The sequence below is a fragment of the Endozoicomonas sp. SCSIO W0465 genome (genome assembly GCF_023716865.1).
In the GTDB taxonomy this organism is placed as follows: domain Bacteria; phylum Pseudomonadota; class Gammaproteobacteria; order Pseudomonadales; family Endozoicomonadaceae; genus Endozoicomonas.
In genome coordinates this window covers 5,755,763-5,773,172 of the sequence record NZ_CP092417.1, presented here as the reverse complement: position 1 = coordinate 5,773,172, position 17,410 = coordinate 5,755,763, and the positions used below count along the sequence as shown (strand labels likewise).

The 17,410-nt window shown below is 48.2% G+C and carries 18 protein-coding genes and 1 pseudogene; 11 read left to right on the top strand and 8 right to left on the bottom strand.

The window, feature by feature from the left end:
• Positions 1-91 precede the first annotated feature (91 nt).
• Positions 92-1,294, bottom strand: a complete 1,203-nt coding sequence (locus tag MJO57_RS25845; RefSeq protein ID WP_252017687.1) for an ISL3 family transposase — start codon at positions 1,292-1,294, stop codon at positions 92-94.
• 51 nt (positions 1,295-1,345) lie between these two features.
• Positions 1,346-1,780, bottom strand: a complete 435-nt coding sequence (locus MJO57_RS25840; protein WP_252019874.1) for a DUF6444 domain-containing protein — start codon at positions 1,778-1,780, stop codon at positions 1,346-1,348.
• Here MJO57_RS25840 and MJO57_RS32915 point away from each other — a divergent pair.
• Genes MJO57_RS32915 through MJO57_RS25830 form a run of 3 tightly spaced genes read left to right on the top strand, consistent with a single transcriptional unit; the run spans position 1,779 to position 2,842 of the window.
• A complete protein-coding gene (locus MJO57_RS32915; RefSeq protein ID WP_256492357.1) occupies positions 1,779-1,901 on the top strand; it encodes a hypothetical protein in 123 nt (40 codons plus the stop codon). The two genes, MJO57_RS25840 and MJO57_RS32915, sit on opposite strands and share 2 nt — an antisense overlap.
• A 2-nt stretch (positions 1,902-1,903) precedes the next feature.
• Positions 1,904-2,353 (top strand): transposase, encoded by a 450-nt coding sequence (locus MJO57_RS25835; protein ID WP_252019872.1) that lies wholly within the window; start codon positions 1,904-1,906, stop codon positions 2,351-2,353.
• A 6-nt stretch (positions 2,354-2,359) separates the two neighbouring features.
• The gene (locus MJO57_RS25830; RefSeq protein WP_252026893.1) at positions 2,360-2,842 is read left to right on the top strand and encodes an IS1595 family transposase; all 483 of its coding nucleotides are present in this window, start codon (positions 2,360-2,362) and stop codon (positions 2,840-2,842) included.
• A gap of 293 nt (positions 2,843-3,135) precedes the next feature.
• Here the strand turns inward: MJO57_RS25830 and MJO57_RS25825 are convergent, their stop codons facing one another.
• The gene (locus tag MJO57_RS25825; protein ID WP_252019870.1) at positions 3,136-3,912 is read right to left on the bottom strand and encodes a transposase; all 777 of its coding nucleotides are present in this window, start codon (positions 3,910-3,912) and stop codon (positions 3,136-3,138) included.
• Positions 3,860-4,495 (bottom strand): hypothetical protein, encoded by a 636-nt coding sequence (locus tag MJO57_RS25820; protein ID WP_252019869.1) that lies wholly within the window; start codon positions 4,493-4,495, stop codon positions 3,860-3,862. The genes MJO57_RS25825 and MJO57_RS25820 overlap by 53 nt, the downstream gene beginning before the upstream one ends.
• 239 nt (positions 4,496-4,734) lie before the next feature.
• On the opposite strand from MJO57_RS25820, the pseudogene MJO57_RS32910 reads away from it, so the two are divergent.
• The 5 genes and pseudogenes from MJO57_RS32910 to MJO57_RS25800 all read left to right on the top strand — a co-directional run.
• Positions 4,735-4,875: pseudogene (locus tag MJO57_RS32910) on the top strand (DEAD/DEAH box helicase family protein); the annotation flags it as partial.
• The gene (locus MJO57_RS25815) at positions 4,858-6,216 is read left to right on the top strand and encodes a DEAD/DEAH box helicase (protein ID WP_256493380.1); all 1,359 of its coding nucleotides are present in this window, start codon (positions 4,858-4,860) and stop codon (positions 6,214-6,216) included. The pseudogene MJO57_RS32910 and the gene MJO57_RS25815, both read left to right, overlap by 18 nt.
• 99 nt (positions 6,217-6,315) lie before the next feature.
• On the top strand, positions 6,316-6,828 hold the full coding sequence (locus MJO57_RS25810; RefSeq protein ID WP_252019868.1) for a hypothetical protein: 513 nt from the start codon (positions 6,316-6,318) through the stop codon (positions 6,826-6,828).
• Between the two features lie 71 nt (positions 6,829-6,899).
• Positions 6,900-7,304, top strand: coding sequence for a metallophosphoesterase (locus MJO57_RS25805; RefSeq protein WP_252019867.1), 405 nt, complete (start codon positions 6,900-6,902; stop codon positions 7,302-7,304).
• A 208-nt stretch (positions 7,305-7,512) separates the two neighbouring features.
• The gene (locus MJO57_RS25800; RefSeq protein WP_252019866.1) at positions 7,513-7,881 is read left to right on the top strand and encodes a hypothetical protein; all 369 of its coding nucleotides are present in this window, start codon (positions 7,513-7,515) and stop codon (positions 7,879-7,881) included.
• Between the two features lie 60 nt (positions 7,882-7,941).
• On the opposite strand, the gene MJO57_RS25795 is transcribed toward MJO57_RS25800, so the two are convergent.
• Complete coding sequence (locus MJO57_RS25795) at positions 7,942-8,982, bottom strand: IS1595 family transposase (protein WP_252017335.1); 1,041 nt, start codon at positions 8,980-8,982, stop codon at positions 7,942-7,944.
• A 560-nt stretch (positions 8,983-9,542) separates the two neighbouring features.
• Positions 9,543-9,806, bottom strand: a complete 264-nt coding sequence (locus tag MJO57_RS32905) for a transposase (protein WP_256492354.1) — start codon at positions 9,804-9,806, stop codon at positions 9,543-9,545.
• Here MJO57_RS32905 and MJO57_RS25785 point away from each other — a divergent pair.
• Positions 9,805-11,319 (top strand): IS66 family transposase, encoded by a 1,515-nt coding sequence (locus tag MJO57_RS25785; protein WP_252018143.1) that lies wholly within the window; start codon positions 9,805-9,807, stop codon positions 11,317-11,319. The genes MJO57_RS32905 and MJO57_RS25785 overlap by 2 nt on opposite strands.
• Positions 11,320-11,330: 11 nt before the next feature.
• On the opposite strand, the gene MJO57_RS25780 is transcribed toward MJO57_RS25785, so the two are convergent.
• Positions 11,331-12,494, bottom strand: a complete 1,164-nt coding sequence (locus tag MJO57_RS25780) for an ISNCY family transposase (protein WP_252019864.1) — start codon at positions 12,492-12,494, stop codon at positions 11,331-11,333.
• 240 nt (positions 12,495-12,734) lie between these two features.
• On the opposite strand from MJO57_RS25780, the gene MJO57_RS25775 reads away from it, so the two are divergent.
• Positions 12,735-14,252, top strand: coding sequence for an IS1182 family transposase (locus MJO57_RS25775; RefSeq protein WP_252017502.1), 1,518 nt, complete (start codon positions 12,735-12,737; stop codon positions 14,250-14,252).
• A 357-nt stretch (positions 14,253-14,609) separates the two neighbouring features.
• Positions 14,610-15,932 (top strand): transposase, encoded by a 1,323-nt coding sequence (locus MJO57_RS25770; RefSeq protein WP_252019862.1) that lies wholly within the window; start codon positions 14,610-14,612, stop codon positions 15,930-15,932.
• A gap of 206 nt (positions 15,933-16,138) precedes the next feature.
• Here the strand turns inward: MJO57_RS25770 and MJO57_RS25765 are convergent, their stop codons facing one another.
• Positions 16,139-17,335, bottom strand: a complete 1,197-nt coding sequence (locus MJO57_RS25765) for an ankyrin repeat domain-containing protein (protein WP_256492351.1) — start codon at positions 17,333-17,335, stop codon at positions 16,139-16,141.
• Positions 17,336-17,410 lie beyond the last annotated feature (75 nt).

Here is a 17,410-nt window from a genome sequence, read left to right as displayed (position 1 = left end):
TATGCGCCGGAACTATTGTGCTCTTAAAACTCTAAAGTCGAGTATCAAGAAGAGACGCCTGACATTTATGGGGCTTTTACAGGTTGGCTGATCATTTCAGAGCCTCCTGTCTAATTTTCAAATATAGGTAATCAAGGTCATTGTAACCGCATGCTTTATAGATGATCCGTTTGATAACCCCATTGAAGGCTTCGATTTTCGCGCTGGTTATACGATGCTGGCAGTATGACAGTAACCCTTCTCTAGCTCTGTCTAACCCCTTGGCGAACTTCTTTAACTCGGATATCCCTGTTTCTTTGGCAAGTGCTATCCAGTTGTCCAGGCACTTTCTGGCACAGGCTTTATATTTGTACGTCCATAGCTGTTTTAGCATATCTTTCAGGATATATGCCTGATTGAGATCCTCATTCATGGCTAACAACTCCTTCAGATTACTTTGCCCTTTTGGTGTTAAATTCTCAGGATTTCTGAACAGGTTAAAGCGTTGCCCTTTGATAAACGGCTTGTCCTCTTCTTCTGCCTGTCGCCACTCCCTGCGCCTGATTTGGTCAATCACATCGTTGTAATTGGCAATAATATGAAACTTGTCGTATACAATATCGGCGTTTGGCAGATGCTCTCTCACTGAAGCCTGATAGCTTCCACCACGGTCAATACCAACGCATTCAATGCTTGCTTTTTGTTCTTCTGTCAGACTGGAAAGGAACCGATCCAGAACTTCTTTCTTTTTTCCTTCACCAAGGAACAGCGTTTCACCGGTATCAGCATTCAGAGCAACGGTTAAAAAATGATGCCCCTTACCAATGGATTTTTCATCGATAAGAAGAGCGCGAATACCATCCCGCTTGGGTGCAGGCAGCATCTTCATGAGCATCTCTTTATCCCAGCGACGAGCGGTGCCGCCAGAGATAGCAATGAATTCAGGAACCTTGTCACATGGCATATAGCGGCATAGATGGCTGACATGCCTTTTAAGTCGCTCTGTTGCTTGAGCTTTAGGTGCAAGCCCCGGAGGCGTGACTGTTTCTATATTACCGCAACGAGAGCAACGCCCTTGAAATGCAGTGAAGAGAAGATTTACCTGAAGAGTCCCCAGTGGCAGATCCTGAACGCTTCGATCGTTTGTCTTCATCTGCCCCATAGGTGTTTCGCACTTACTACATCTGACGTGTTGTATACGGCCATCCCGACGGAGATGGACAAAGGCATGTTTGATATTCCAGTCAATATCAATTCGCTCGATTACCCAGCCAGGAAATGCGAACATAGGACGAAGTGATGGGGTTGCAGACATGTCTGATCCTTCAGAAGTTTTGATCCTTACAAATCAATCTTCCTCTGAAGGCTATTTCTGTTGCAACCCCTCACTTTTCATCCGCCAACCTGTAAAAGCCCCACATTTATTGCATTCTTTAACCGGAAGGTACTCAATATAGTCAGGGATATCGACCTGTTTAAGACAAGTGCCCTGATGCCCTTTCTTTCCACCGGCTTTATTACCAGAAGACTGTCTCAGACTTTTAGGATTGGGTTTTTCATCCGATGGATCGGTACCTTTATCTGCGGAAAGGTCGTCAGAATGATCTGGAGAATTACTGTTTTTACAAGGTTTTTGATAACCATCAGACGATGGCGGCTTGCTGCTGTTTTGACTGTTCTTGCCAACCTTTTCTTCCAATTCTCGACATCGCTCTTCCAGACAGGCAACTCTCATCCGCAGCTCTGCATTCTCTTTCAAGAGAATCTCAGCCGACATAGTTGCGGGTAGTTCTGGAATCATGCTGGCGAATATTGTGGAAAAATGGTGCTTAAGAGGATGGTATAAAAATCAGAAGGCTCTTTTCGAATTCCGAACTGCTGAACTATCCTTGGTGGATATAATTAGCCATCGCCAGCATTGACCATGAATATAGGCCGAATCTCAGATCTCATCAGTAATGACACCTGCTTTGAGATGATCCGTGAGAACCGCTGGCCAGATGGCACTGTTCTCTGTCCGCACTGTGATTCTGAGAATGTCAAAAAGAATGGACACGACAATGTGCAGGTAGAGTGCCAGCACTATTACTGTAAGTCCTGTAAGCGCTACTTCGATGACCTGACAAATACGGTTTTCGCAGGACACCACCGACCACTCAAAGTCTGGATTGCCTGTCTCTATTTAATGGGGCTGAACGTCTCCAACAGCCAGATAGCTCAGGAACTTGATCTGTGTGTCAGTGATGCACACCATATGACCACAGTCTTACGAAATGGTGTTGTTGACCGAAAGCCTGAAGTGATTCTTGATGGCGAAGTTGAATTCGACGAGGTCTACATTGTAGCTGGTCACAAGGGACACCTGAAGCATTAAAAAAATCTGGATCGTCCACCGAGAAAAAGAAGGCTTAAAGGCGCTCCGGGCCGTGGGACTCTTGAAAAAGACAAACCGCCGGTATTGGGAATGATTCAAAGGGGAGGTCAGGTCATTATCAACATGCTGTCGAACGTTAAGAAGGCGACAATCGAACCATTTATCAAGAAACACGTAGCCCCACAGAGCCAGATTTATACCGATGAATACAACATCTATGATGACCTTGAAAGCTGGGGCTTCAGACATAAAACGGTCTGTCACGGCAAAGGTGAGTATGCTCGTGATGATGACAAAGACGGTATTTACGAGGTGCATGTTAATACTATGGAGGGGTTTTGGTCACTTCTACGCTCGTGGCTAAGGCCTCACAGGGGAATATCCCAAGAGGCTTTACCCCTTTACCTTGGCTTTTTTGAGTTTTTGCATAATATTGGCCGAAGAGGCAAAAGTCTTCTTCAGCCCTTAGTCAACTTGCTGGTTACATAGCAGTCTGGAATTGGAAAAGAGCCAATCAGAAAATTCCAGATTTATGTGGGGGTGCTGAACAGTTACGAGAAATGATAGAACAAGGTAGCTAGTTCTCGTCCAAAAACGCATCAGGCAATCATAATTAGATTGTACGTGCGTTTTGATATTTCCTGAAATTCCAGAGAGCCGCAAAAACTCTTCCCTTTTTTTCTCTAATCTGGGACGGATATTGGAGAAAAACGCGAAAAGCAGGCAGAAAACATCCTCCCACCATGCTGGAAAGGTACTTTCATGTAGCGTGGAGGTGGCTATCAGGATGGTGCCGGGTGTCTGGCCAGAATCACCAGGTTGTAACAGACCACCGATAACCAGCAATGAGAATCAAAACGCTCAGAACCCTTGCAGTGGCAACGTGATAGCCCAAAACATCTCTTTAGCCACGAAATTCCCGCTTCAATACCTGCCCGGAAGCGAAAGAGCGTTTTATACACATACTGACTTTTAGTCATCTCTTCGACTTCAAGTCCGCGCTTCTTATTAAAAGCTACATCGCTGATTCCCATGGCCTTGGCTTTTTCCAAATTAGCGCGACACGCGTATCCGCCGTCACCGCTTGTCTGGCGAGGTACACGACCATAAATTTCTTTTTGTCTTTCCATCATCGGAATGAATTGGTCCGAATCCGCTGGGTTACCTTCCTCAATAACCAGGTCCAGGATCAATCGACTTTTTCCCTGAACCAGGTTCAGTTTATGGCCATACTGTACTTGCCGCCTGTCTTTTACGATGATATCCGTATGGGGTTCATACAGGCTAACCACTTTTTCCTGGGCTGGCACCTTTTCACCCTTAAAGACCCTGCGCTCTGTCTGGGAGACTATTGCATCCACCAGGGGTAACAGGTGATCCACATCGGCCTGCCACTTGTCGGCATCATCAGCCAGGAGACACTGCCCCTGCTGACGGGCGTTTGCTAGCGTGACAGTAGCTTCGATAAGTACCTTCCGGGATTTTCGGGTCAACTGCAGCAGTTTTTTATAATGCTGATGCCGCTCTTCTTTGCCAGCGTAGATGCTTTCTGGCCGCATCTTTTACGGCTCGGTTGTGATGGGTATATTCATAAAGCGGTGTCGCTGTCAGTGTTTGTCCCCGTTCCAGCAGCCGACAAATTTCTTTAACGGAACTGGCTAAAAGATCACTGTCGCAAGGAGGTTTGATATCCGATTCGGTGACTGTGCTGTCAATAGCCACAGTGCGCCCTTTTTCAATACCCTGATCTTTAGCGGTCATTAGCTGACAGTTATTAATCCGTTCCCATGTAGATGCAGTAAGAAGGCTGATGAGCCCATGCAAACTGGAGCGACTGGGGCGCTGGTTTGGTTCGAGGCGACAAAAGTCTCGAAAGAGCATGGAGTCCATCAAAACAAACGACAAGTAGTCATAATCACAATTCAAATACTGTTTCAGGAGTGCCGCACGAAGAACGGATTCTGCTGATAGTCCGTTCCGCCCAGTGTTCTGTTTATCACCAGAACTTAAGTCCTCATAAATCCAGTCATTGAACTGTGGATGGGCGTCAAGCCATTGCGAGATACCGGAAAGCTGGGAGCAGATTTCATGAGGTACGTAATGGAGTTCCATACTACACTGCGGGTTGCGTTTTTTGCGCATTTGGAGTCCTCTGTTTTTGGCAATCCCTTATGTTTCTTGCTCTTGGGAAGTTTAGTCGCCAGATAGCAGTAGGGCTCCACTTAATTTTTCAGGATAAAATCTACAGTTTTCAATTGGTTGTGTTTTTGGACGAGAACTAGCTATTTGTGATCAAGAGACAGGCCCAAAGCCCATGTTGGCTTTTATAATGGCAAGGAACGGACGGCGAATGCCGACCTGCTCCTTCCGTCCAGACCCTTGGCCGCCACAGCCATCTTAAGCAATTTGCCAGTGACCACTTTGACTACATTGTGGTGGATGAGTTTCACCATGCGCACGCTGCCACCTACAGAAATATCCTCAGTCACTTTTCCCCGGGCTTTCTGTTAGGACTGACCGCAACACCAGAACGAACCGACCAGGCGGATATCCTCAACCTTTGCGACAACAACCTGGTCTTTGAACGCAACCTTATTATCGGCATCAATAGCGGCCTGCTCGCACCATTCCACTATTATGGCATCGAAGACAAGCATGTTGATTACGACGAGATCCCCTGGCGCAGCGGCAAATTTTCCATAGACCAGCTCACCCATGCCTTTGCCTCGAAAAAAAGGGCAAGGCATATCCTTAACCACTGGCAGGAAAAGCGACAGCAGCGGACACTGGCCTTCTGTATTTCCCAAAGACATGCCGAGTTTATGGCATCAGAATTTAAAGCCGCAGGATACAGGGCAGAAGCCGTTTATAATGGCTCAGAGCTTCGAAGGCATGAAGCGCTCTCGCAACTGGAACATGGTGAACTGGATGTACTGTTTTCCGTAGACCTGTTTAATGAAGGCACAGACCTTCCAGCGATTGACACCGTACTTATGCTGCGTCCAACGGAGTCAAAGATACTGTTTTTACAGCAGTTAGGCCGGGGGCTGAGGCTGCACCACCAGAAAACCCATCTGGTGGTCATTGACTTCATCGGTAACCACAAATCCTTTTTGATCAAGCCTGTAGCTTTACACAATGGCCACTCATTTAAACAACTGGCAAAGCAGATTGCCTCTGGGAGTGCAGAACTGGCGGATGGCTGTTTTGTTAATTATGAGCCCACCGTCATCGATTTATTAAACCGGCTTGCCCGGCAACAGAAAGACAGTATTGAAGATGAATACCAGTCATTAAAGACCCTGCTTGATTATCGCCCAACCGCTACGGAATTCTACCATTACCTGAATGAAATTCAGATGCCCTTCAGCCGGGTTAGCCAGCAGCACAACAGCTGGTTTCAGCTGGTTGGCAACCAGCAGGATCTGACAAAGGAGGAAACAAAAGTGCTGGCACGCCATGGTGATTTCCTTCGAAGCGCCGTTGAGAAAACCGCCATGACCAAGTCCTTTAAAATGATCCTGCTCAGTGCATTCCTTGACCTTGATGGTTTTGACAATCCACCAACCACTGAGAAGCTGGCAGAAAAAAGCTGGCACCACCTGAAACGTCGGCCAGATCTGTTCACCAAAGATCTGCCTGATAATAAGCAAACCCTCTCTGCCGATAGCAAAGCCTGGCATAAATACTGGTTGGGCAATCCCATTAAATTCTACTCCAATAAAGACAGTGATCCTTTTGAGATAAAGGATGGTCATTTTGTCTGTAAGGAACAGGTGCCTCCCCAACACAGAGCGACTCTGCATCAAATGGTGCAGGAGTTGGTAGAGCTGAGAGTAGCCATATATATCAACCGGGGTTGATTTTTGACCAATGAATCAGAATATATTAGCCTGAAAATAACAGCGCCAATTTACTCCCACTTGCAGGCGCTTAATAAATCTCGCTAAAGAGGAATATACATGGAAAAACTTATCTCTATGACCATCAATGGTCAGTCAGTCTCCGGAAAAATCACCGACCTCTCCCGCGCAGGCTTATCCGTTGAAATCACTGCCCCGTTCTCTGGGTACAGTGCTCACCGGTATGTACCGACCTTTGCCAGGGCCAGTCGTAACTTTCTGGAAATTGGGGTTCAGGTAGCTTCAGAACTGCTGTCGGAACTCTATAATGATCTTTTGCTTTTGGATGGTAAGCGTCAATCACTGAAAGCTATGTTGCATGGCAGCGAAGGGATTTTCTCAAAGCTTGCTGAGTACAAGGCTGTTCAGGCTGAATTGTCAGCAAAAAAGCCTAAACTAAAACAGCAATTCAGGGCAGGCCTGTTGGATCAAAAGCAGTATCAACAATCACTGAAGCGTATTCGTGATCAGGATTTTCAGCACAGCATGCTGGCCAGGGAGCTTGTGGATCAGTTTATTGAACAACATCTTCCAGGCTGGCAGCACAGCCTAGCCTGGATCATGATCAGTTGATCGGTTTTCTATCGTCAGACTGATGCTGATCCGCCATCTTACACCTCCATTTACCAACGAGAAGAATAAAAATGTACGACATTATTGGAGATATCCACGGCCGGGCTGATGAACTTGAAGCTCTATTGCTGAAGCTTGGCTATCAACGACAGGGAACGGTTTATAAGCACCCTGAACGCAAAGCCATATTTGTCGGGGATTTTATCGATGGCAAGGGTCAGCATCGGAAAACAGTCGATATTTGTCGTTCAATGGTAGAACAGGAAAGCGCGCTTGCCGTGATGGGCAATCATGAGTTCAATGCCATCTGCTACTCAATACCCGATAACACCGGAGATTACCTGCGCCACCATAATGAAAAAATATCCGGGATCATGCTGAGTTTATTGCCGAGTTTCCCTTTGGTTCTCATAGACACCGGGAGACCATTGACTGGTTCAAAAGCCTGCCGCTGTTTGTTGGGCATTACTGGATAGACGGTAATCCCGGGGCTTTGAGCGACAGCGTGGCCTGCGTTGATTACAGTGTCGCAAGGCCTGGCGGCAAACTGGTGGCTTACCGTTGGAGTGGCGAGCAGAAGCTGGATCAGAATAATTTTATCTGGGTAGACAGAACTCTGTAGGAATGGACTGAATGCAAAAAGAGAGTAGGATACTTTGCTTTTCCCCCACAGGAAACGCAACCATGAAGCCATCAGAACAGGACTATGTTCTTGACCTTATAGAACGCCTGAAACCCCACCTTCCCATGACCGTCACTCCCGGTAAAGCGCTACTGGCCACATTGCGCTCAGACGATAAGAGGGATGTTAAGCTGAAAAAAGACACCAGGCTAAAAGTGGTTAACGCCCATTACCTGGGTGTTGAGGGTGGTTTGGCTCTTGCCTGTGAGCCACCGGCAAAAGTCAACAACAATATGCTGGTTAATTCCATTACTCACCTGAAACTGGACCCAAAGCACCCGTTATACAAAGAACTGCGAGCCTACCAACTTGCCCGCATTGCCTGGCTGGCGCAAGGGAATCGGCGGAATGGTTTAATTACCCAACTCTGATCAACCATCAGGGCATCTCATAACAAATAACAATGCCCTGCTTGATAAGCTTTCTTCCGGCTAAGTTACCGTTAATGGTTGGAAGCACCAATGTTCAGTAATTCTGCTGATCAACCGGCCAACAGTTAATTTTTTTGCTGCCGTCAGTTCTCGCCTCCAGGCCAGATAATGGGGAAGGTAACGAGTTGCAACCCCTTGGAATACGCCGCCAATCCAGCGTTTTAAATGACTGTGATAAGAATTTACAGTCTGGATGTGGTAGATGCCTTCAACAACATGTTGACCTGCTGATGTCACCAGCTCCTTGAAGACAAATCCAAGCTTGTCAGCAAGTTTTTCGTGAGCGAGGTGTGCATCCGCACAGACCGTGGCCTGTATCGATATGCGGCCATTTAAATGCCTGCACAATTCATTAGCACTTTCGTTTTCTAATACACCGTCAACGGTATTTCGATTACGGTCCCGAGCCACCATTACCGGGACTTTTCGGGCTTTGTTGGGATCATTACCCCGCTTTCGGGTTGGCCGTGGAAGGCCTTCTCTTTGCCCTTTGAAGGATTCACGGAAAAATGTTTCATCAAGCTCAGTAATGCCACAAAGCTCTTCTGCTTGATCATTATTAATCACTTCAAGAAAGCGGTGACGCCAGCGGAACGCAGTTTTCAAGTCAATGGCATTCTCAGCAGCAGCTGGTCGCAAGACCATAGAGTGAGTCATACCTGCGAGGTACTTGTTCCATTTTTCAGGGTGCCTGAGCCTTGCCAAAGGCGTTCCACTAAAGGCGTTAAACGTTGAGTCGCAAGTCTTGCAGTGGTAGCGCTGTCGGCCATTTCGTATGCCCCAGCGACCAACGCTATGGCTTTTGCATTTGGGGCACCTGGGGTTTTCGGCAAATTGGGCAAGTATGCTCTTTTCTACGTCAGGTGTTGCATTATCGTTATTGGGTATAGATTCACTGTAAACAGGTTCAGAGTCAGTGGTTTCTACTACCTCGGTAACCTCTATTTGAGTACTAAGGAGCGAGTTGTTAAGAATGTCTCGCTGTTCACTGGTTAATGTTGAAATGGAATCAATAAAATTCTGGAAGAGTTCAGATTGCATATCACTCCCCTACAACGTAGATTTTATGGGAGTTTAGCTGATTCAACCATTAACGGTAACTTAGCCCTTTCTTCCTGTTTAAGCTCATGGGACGACAAAAAATACAATAACAAAAACCCCGCATAAAGCGAGGCCGTAGAGAACGAACAGTGTCGTTGGGGTTTCCTGTGCGTCCAGCCTGGTTTTTTGAGGCTTCCATTGGTTCACGTCACTGTGATACCTGAACACCTCTTCCCTGATGCAGTGTTTCTCTCAACTCAAGACCCTGGCCTGTTGGTTGAGGCTATTATTTTACGGGCAGTGACGTATTATCCTATCCGCCTGAATACGGGATACACTGCTGACTCTCCCGTAGGTAGTTCTCGTCCAAAAACGCATCAGGCAATCATAATTAGATTGTACGTGCGTTTTGATATTTCCTGAAATTCCAGAGAGCCGCAAAAACTCTTCCCTTTTTTTCTCTAATCTGGGACGGATACTGGAGAAAAACGCGAAAAGCAGGCAGAAAACATCCTCCCACCATGCTGGAAAGGTACTTTCATGTAGCGTGGAGGTGGCTATCAGGATGGTGCCGGGTGTCTGGCCAGAATCACCAGGTTGTAACAGACCACCGATAACCAGCAATGAGAATCAAAACGCTCAGAACCCTTGCAGTGGCAACGTGATAGCCCAAAACATCTCTTTAGCCACGAAATTCCCGCTTCAATACCTGCCCGGAAGCGAAAGAGCGTTTGTAACTGTTCAGCACCCCCACATAAATCTGGAATTTTCTGATTTTTATACCATCCTCTTAAGCACCATTTTTCCACAATATTCGCCAGCATGATTCCAGAACTACCCGCAACTATGTCGGCTGAGATTCTCTTGAAAGAGAATGCAGAGCTGCGGATGAGAGTTGCCTGTCTGGAAGAGCGATGTCGAGAATTGGAAGAAAAGGTTGGCAAGAACAGTCAAAACAGCAGCAAGCCGCCATCGTCTGATGGTTATCAAAAACCTTGTAAAAACAGTAATTCTCCAGATCATTCTGACGACCTTTCCGCAGATAAAGATACCGATCCATCGGATGAAAAACCCAATCCTAAAAGTCTGAGACAGTCTTCTGGTAATAAAGCCGGTGGAAAGAAAGGGCATCAGGGCACTTGTCTTAAACAGGTCGATATCCCTGACTATATTGAGTACCTTCCGGTTAAAGAATGCAATAAATGTCAGGCGTCTCTTCTTGATAGTGAGCCGGTCAAATATATTGAACGACAGGTGTTTGAACCAGGGAGACCGGGTGAATTTGAAGTAACGGCCCATAGAGCTGAAGTAAAAATCTGCACTTGTGGTTGTCGGAATCAGGCTGAATTCCCGGAAGGTGTTACCGCTGCCGCACAATATGGCTCAGCCACACAGGCTATGGCCGTCTATCTTAACCAATACCATTTCCTGCCTTTTAAGCGCGTGTCAGAGTATTTTAATACTCTCTATAAAATGAGTGTAAGTGCAGGCACTGTCGCCAATTTTGTGGCCAGAACCTATGAAAATCTGGCTTCTACTGAAGAGGTTATTCGTGACGCCTTGCGGGAATCGTCTGTTGCCGGAGCCGATGAAACGGGTATGCGGGCCGAGGGCTCTTTGCACTGGCTACACGTTATGCGGGATGAACAATGGACGCTCTACTACTTGTCTGAAAAGCGAGGTCGTGAGGCCATGGACACGATGGGCATACTGCTAACATTTGCAGGCGTTCTGGTTCATGATCATTGGAAATCCTATTTTGCATATGCGGCAACTCACGTACTTTGCAATGCCCATCACCTGAGGGAGCTTTTGGGTGTTGTTGATAGGGACAGCAATCAACTGGCGTTGCGATTGATGAAGCTACTGAGGCTTTCCTGGCATTACTGCAAGGGCTTTAAGACCATAGGTATGCTACAGATGCCAAGTGTTGTCTGTGAACGAATCGAGAAGATTTATGACCGGTTGCTTCAGCGGGCTCTAATGAAAGAAGTCGTCTATATGGAGAAGCAACGAGAGGAGCTTAAGCGCAAGAAAGTCAAGAATACTAAAGCTTACAATCTCTTCAAACGACTCACTGAGTTCAAGGCTGAGACACTGCGCTTCATGTCAGATTTTACCATTCCCTTCGATAACAATGGCAGTGAGCGGGATGTTCGAATGGCCAAGTTAAAGCAGAAAATCTCAGGCTGCTTCAGGAGTGCAGACGGTGGTTCTATGTTTGCACGGATTCGCAGCTATTTGTCGTCTGCCAGAAAACAGGGAATGGACATATATCAATCACTTCATAGAGCTGTTCGGAATTACTGTAATATGCCTTTGCTCAGTGCTGAATAGTTACGAGCGTTTTATACACATACTGACTTTCTTTTAGTCATCTCTTCGACTTCAAGTCCGCGCTTCTTATTAAAAGCTACATCGCTGATTCCCATGGCCTTGGCTTTTTCCAAATTAGCGCGACACGCGTATCCGCCGTCACCGCTTGTTTGGCGAGGTACACGACCATAAATTTCTTTTTGTCTTTCCATCATCGGAATGAATTGGTCCGAATCCGCTGGGTTACCTTCCTCAATAACCAGGTCCAGGATCAATCGACTTTTTCCCTGAACCAGGTTCAGTTTATGGCCATACTGTACTTGCCGCCTGTCTTTTACGATGATATCCGTATGGGGTTCATACAGGCTAACCACTTTTTCCTGGGCTGGCACCTTTTCACCCTTAAAGACCCTGCGCTCTGTCTGGGAGACTATTGCATCCACCAGGGGTAACAGGTGATCCACATCGGCCTGCCACTTGTCGGCATCATCAGCCAGGAGACACTGCCCCTGCTGACGGGCGTTTGCTAGCGTGACAGTAGCTTCGATAAGTACCTTCCGGGATTTTCGGGTCAACTGCAGCAGTTTTTTATAATGCTGATGCCGCTCTTCTTTGCCAGCGTAGATGCATTTTCTGGCCGCATCTTTTACGGCTCGGTTGTGATGGGTATATTCATAAAGCGGTGTCGCTGTCAGTGTTTGTCCCCGTTCCAGCAGCCGACAAATTTCTTTAACGGAACTGGCTAAAAGATCACTGTCGCAAGGAGGTTTGATATCCGATTCGGTGACTGTGCTGTCAATAGCCACAGTGCGCCCTTTTTCAATACCCTGATCTTTAGTGGTCATTAGCTGACAGTTATTAATCCGTTCCCATGTAAATGCAGTAAGAAGGCTGATGAGCCCATGCAAACTGGAGCGACTGGGGCGCTGGTTTGGTTCGAGGCGACAAAAGTCTCGAAAGAGCATGGAGTCCATCAAAACAAACGACAAGTAGTCATAATCACAATTCAAATACTGTTTCAGGAGTGCCGCACGAAGAACGGATTCTGCTGATAGTCCGTTCCGCCCAGTGTTCTGTTTATCACCAGAACTTAAGTCCTCATAAATCCAGTCATTGAACTGTGGATGGGCGTCAAGCCATTGCGAGATACCGGAAAGCTGGGAGCAGATTTCATGAGGTACGTAATGGAGTTCCATACTACACTGCGGGTGCGTTTTTTGCGCATTTGGAGTCCTCTGTTTTTGGCAATCCCTTATGTTTCTTGCTCTTGGGAAGTTTAGTCGCCAGATAGCAGTAGGGCTCCACTTAATTTTTCAGGATAAAATCTACAGTTTTCAATTGGTTGTGTTTTTGGACGAGAACTAGGAGGCTGTCCGAGAATAGCCTGATTAAGTATAATCAGGCATCTTCTGCCCACTTTGTTGTTGCCGAAACGGATGTCATCAATCAAATTCAAAGATAACCCTGCTGATTTTGACCAGCACCTGATGTTCCCATCGAACATCTTCGACCTGCTGCCACCAGATCATGATTGCTTCGTTTTTGAAGATATCTTCAAGCATATCGACACCTCTGAAGTGGAAAAGCAGTATCACCATCTTGGCCAGAATGCCTACCACCCACGACTGATTATATCGATCCTGATCTATGCCTATAGCCATGGTGTGTTCAGCTCCAGGGAGATTGAACGGCGCTGCAATCAGGACTTGGCTTTCATGTATATCGCCAAACAGCACTGCCCAAATTTCCGGGTGCTCAGTGACTTTCGTAAAAACCAGGCCACCTTTTTTAAAAGCAGTTTCAAACAGAGCGTGCTGCTCGCCCGGGAACTACAGATGGCCTCGCTGGGCCACATCGCTCTTGATGGTTCCAAATTCAAAGCCGACTCATCAAAGCATAAGGCCATGAGCTACGCACGACTTAAGGCCAAAGAAGCTGAATTAATGGCTGAAGTTGAGGCCCTGATTAAAAAAGCCGAAACCAGTGACAGTGAAGAGGACGATGCTTATCAGCAGGAGACTGGCTACAGCATTCCTGAAGACTTGCAATTCAAGCAGGAACGGTTAGAGAAAATCCAGGAGGCCAAAAAAGCGCTTGAAGAACGGGAACAGGCCCTGAATCCCGATAAGCCGATAGACGACAAAAAGCAAATCAGCTTTGCTGATCATGATGCCAGGATCATGGGTAAAAAAGGCAGTGGCTATCAGTACAGTTATAACGCCCAGATCAGCGTCGACAGCGATAATGGTATCATTGTTGGCCAGCACATCAGCCAGCATGCCAATGACAAGCAGGAAGTAAAGCCTGCACTTGAAGCCATTGCAGAAGCAACAGATAACGCGTCCATTGGCAAAATGAGTGAGGATAATGGCTATTACTCAGGGCCCAACCTGCAAGCGTTTGATGATGCGAACATTGACGCTTACATGGCTACGGATCGACAGGAGAAGCCTGCAACAGAGGGACTGGAAGACTCTGACAGAAAGTTTGTCAAAGCGGATTTTATTTACCATGAAGCAGACGACAGCTTTACCTGCCCTGCCGGTGAGAAGCTGATTTATAACACGGCTAGCAAAGCAAAACACAAAAGCTACCGCGTCAGTAAAGATATCTGCCGGGATTGCCCGTTACGTAAAAGGTGCAGTGGTGACAACAAAGACCCGGGGAAAGTGATTCGCACAGACCGCCACGAAGCCATACGCCAGGCGATGAACCGCAAAATGGAAACCAAAGAGGCCAAAGCGGTTTATGAGCGTCGCAAGGTGATTGCGGAACCGCCTTTTGGCCAAATCAAGAACTCAGGATTCAGAGGGTTCAGTGTCCGGGGTAAGGAAAAAGTGGCTGGAGAATTTTCACTGGTCTGCAGTGCTTATAATTTCAAAAAAATTGTCAAATCGGTTTCAACGGGATCAATCCGTCTTGAAGAAGCAAAAAGGCTTAAAATGGCAGCATAAAGGCAAGCAAAAGGGTAAAAAACGCAATTTTTACCCCAAAACAGGCTAAATTTAGGTCAATATTTGATCAGCCAAGAAAATGCTGAAGCTTTCGTTTTTTCAATAGCTAGTTCTCGGACAGCCTCCTAGGTAACAATAAACCACCTCGCCAAAAGCAAGGCTGCAAGTGCTGATCCATCAGCCGTAAGCCGTAAGCCGTTTTTATTATTATTTGGGTGGTATTTACCTTAAGTCCCGCTTAATGATTTGAAAATGAAAGGCTGTGTCGGCTGGAAGGAGCGCCCTCTGTGCTGTTCAGGTAAAATATCTGTGCAAACAACGAAGCACCTGCGAGGAGCAACACAGGGACGCAGTACGATGATAATTCCCAAGCCTGAAAAAATCGAGATCGAATTCACTGACGCTAAACTAACCGGTATGGCTGGGGCTCTTTTTATCGCCCGCCTTGCCCGTCGTTTCAAATTGCCTGAGCAGTTATCAACCCATATCCAGCTCAAAAAACGTAACCGAGGTTGTGATGATAAAGACAGCCTGCTGGGACTGATTTACAACTTCTGTGCGGGTAACGGACACCTTTCTGATATGGATATTCTGCAAAAAGACAGGCCAACCGTCAGTCTGCTTGGCCTCGAAGATGTCAGAGGCTCAAGGCGAATGGGAGAGTATCTTTCCCGGTTCAAGGCCGATTCTGTGAAGGCGTTGTACGGCGTTATTCGTGATCTCTGCCGACAGGTAGCCCCCGATGTTATTGAACACGTCGTTAAGGAGAAAAGTTACCTTCCGATCTTTCTTGATGGAACGGAGATTGAGGTGGATGGCCATCTGTTTCAGGAAGCTAAAGTCGGCTACAGCGGCAGTCGGCAGTACTGGCTCCACAGTATTTTTATCGGGCACCTGTGGGCCAGTGCCCGCCTCAACCCGGGGGCTTCTGACGTTTGTTATGGCTGGCAAGAGCAGCTTGAGAATGATGTCGTGCCTTTGGTGAGTGACGACATCCCCGTTTGGGCCAGAATGGACAATGCCTACTACAGAAAACAGGTTGTGGAATGGTTTGAAGCCCGTCCGTGGGACTTCTCTATCAGCGTCACCAATGACAACTACTGCCGTCCAGTACTCGATTGTATTGAGGGTTTACCCAAAAGTGCCTGGACGCCTATCCGCAGTGACAACACAGAAGAGGCGATCCTGTCTTATCACCAGCCTGCCGGGTGGAACCGTCAGCAGACGTATGTCGTGACCCGCCGCTGGCATGACGGAAAACAGTGGCTGGCAGTGCCCCGCTACTCAGTGATACTGGTCAGCCGCTCTGATCTGCCGTTGGCAGAACTGGTGCGTCGCCACCGGGAGAAGCAGGGGCAGGAGAATGCCCAGAAAGGTCCACTGATTGATCTGGATTTGCACCATCCACCCTGTCGCTCATTTCACGCCAATCAGGCTTTTTACGCCTGTGGTCAAATGGCACAGATTTTACTGAGAGCTTTGCAGTACAAGGCTTTGCCAGAGAAAGAGAGAAGACATGGTATTCGCCCGCTGATCAGGAAAGTGATCCGGTCAGTGGGCCGGTTAACCTATAGCGGTAAAAAGTGGACATTGTGGTTCGTCAAAACGGCTGCAGATCTTGGATGGCTGTTGGAGATCAGCAACAGGCTGGACATGAAGCCTCCGCCGATTTGCAGCTGATCAGTCCAAGATTGCCGACTTGACGAATAACACAGAGTGCTGTGGAGCCCTGCTTTACCTAAAGGGTGATAATTGAACGCAAAACACACAGGTTGCACCATGAATACGAGCTGATTTGGATAGCATTTTATCGACCCTGTATGAAAACTGTACAAATTTGCTTCTGGTACAGAGTATCCGATCAGCTATCCATTCTTAAGCGGGAATTAAGGGAGGTCCGGCCCGGCGTCGATCAGGGCTCTCAGGCACTCAATGTGACCGTTACAGGCAGCGATGTACGCCGGGGTGGCGCCGTCGGGAATCCGCCCGGCGTTGAGGTCCGCCCCGGCGCCGATCAGGGCTCTCAGGCACTCAGTGTGACCGTTCTGGGCAGCGATGAACACCGGGGTGGTGCTGTCGGAAGTCCGGGCGGCGTTGAGGTCTGCCCTGGCGTTGATCAGGGCTTTCAGGCACTCAATGTGACCGTTTTGGGCAGCGATGTACGCCGGGGTGGCGCCGGAAGTCCGGGCAGCGTTGGGGTCCGCCCCGGCATCGATCAGGGCTTTCAGGCACTCAGTGTAACCGTTCTGGGCAGCGATGAACGCCGGGGTGGCGCCGTCGGAAGTCCGGGCAGCGTTGGGGTCCGCCCCGGCGTCGATCAGGGCTCTCAGGCACTCAGTGTGACCGTTCTGGGCAGCGATGAACGCCGGGGTGGCGCCGTCGGAAGTCCGGGCGGCGTTGGGGTCCGCCCCGGCGTCGATCAGGGCTCTCAGGCACTCAATGTGACCGTTACAGGCAGCGATGTATGCCGGGGTGGTACCGTTGGAAGTCAGGGCAGCGTTGGGGTCCGCCCTGGCGTCGATCAGGGCTTTCAGGCACTCCGTGTGACCGTTACAGGCAGCGATGTGCGCCGGGGTGGCGCCGAAAGTCAGGGCGGCGTTGGGGTCCGCCCCGGCGTCGATCAGGGCTTTCAGGCACGCAGTGTGACCCTCCTGGGCAGCGATGAACAAAAGACTAATACGCTCGCCGGACACGGCAGACCGGAACGTCTGCCGGACAATCTCTGAATCAAGTACCAACAATCTCTGCAATGCCTTGAGATCACCTGTACGGACGGCCTGCAAAGGCAAGGGCTCACAGTAAGGGGAATCTTCATAGAGGCGGGCACCCGTCTCACGTACCAGAGGCAACGCCCCTTGCCGACAGAACGCACAACTCCGTGTGGCGACACCCTTCTTTTGCTGTTCGTCGAACCACCTGGAAAGACAGCCAAGGTCGTAGCGATGGTCGCAGTGGGTTTTGACAACCGTGGGCGCCACAGTACGACCAGGAAAAGCCTCAAAACAAATAACACAGATATTATGTTCTGCAGGCGCATGCGTATCTGCAGGAATGTGAAAAGGCGATCCGACAACAGTATCCATGCCCAAAAAACCGGTATTAATAAATTAGTAAGGCTCTTTTCGGGTTACAGACTGCTCTGCAATGAAAATTGGCCA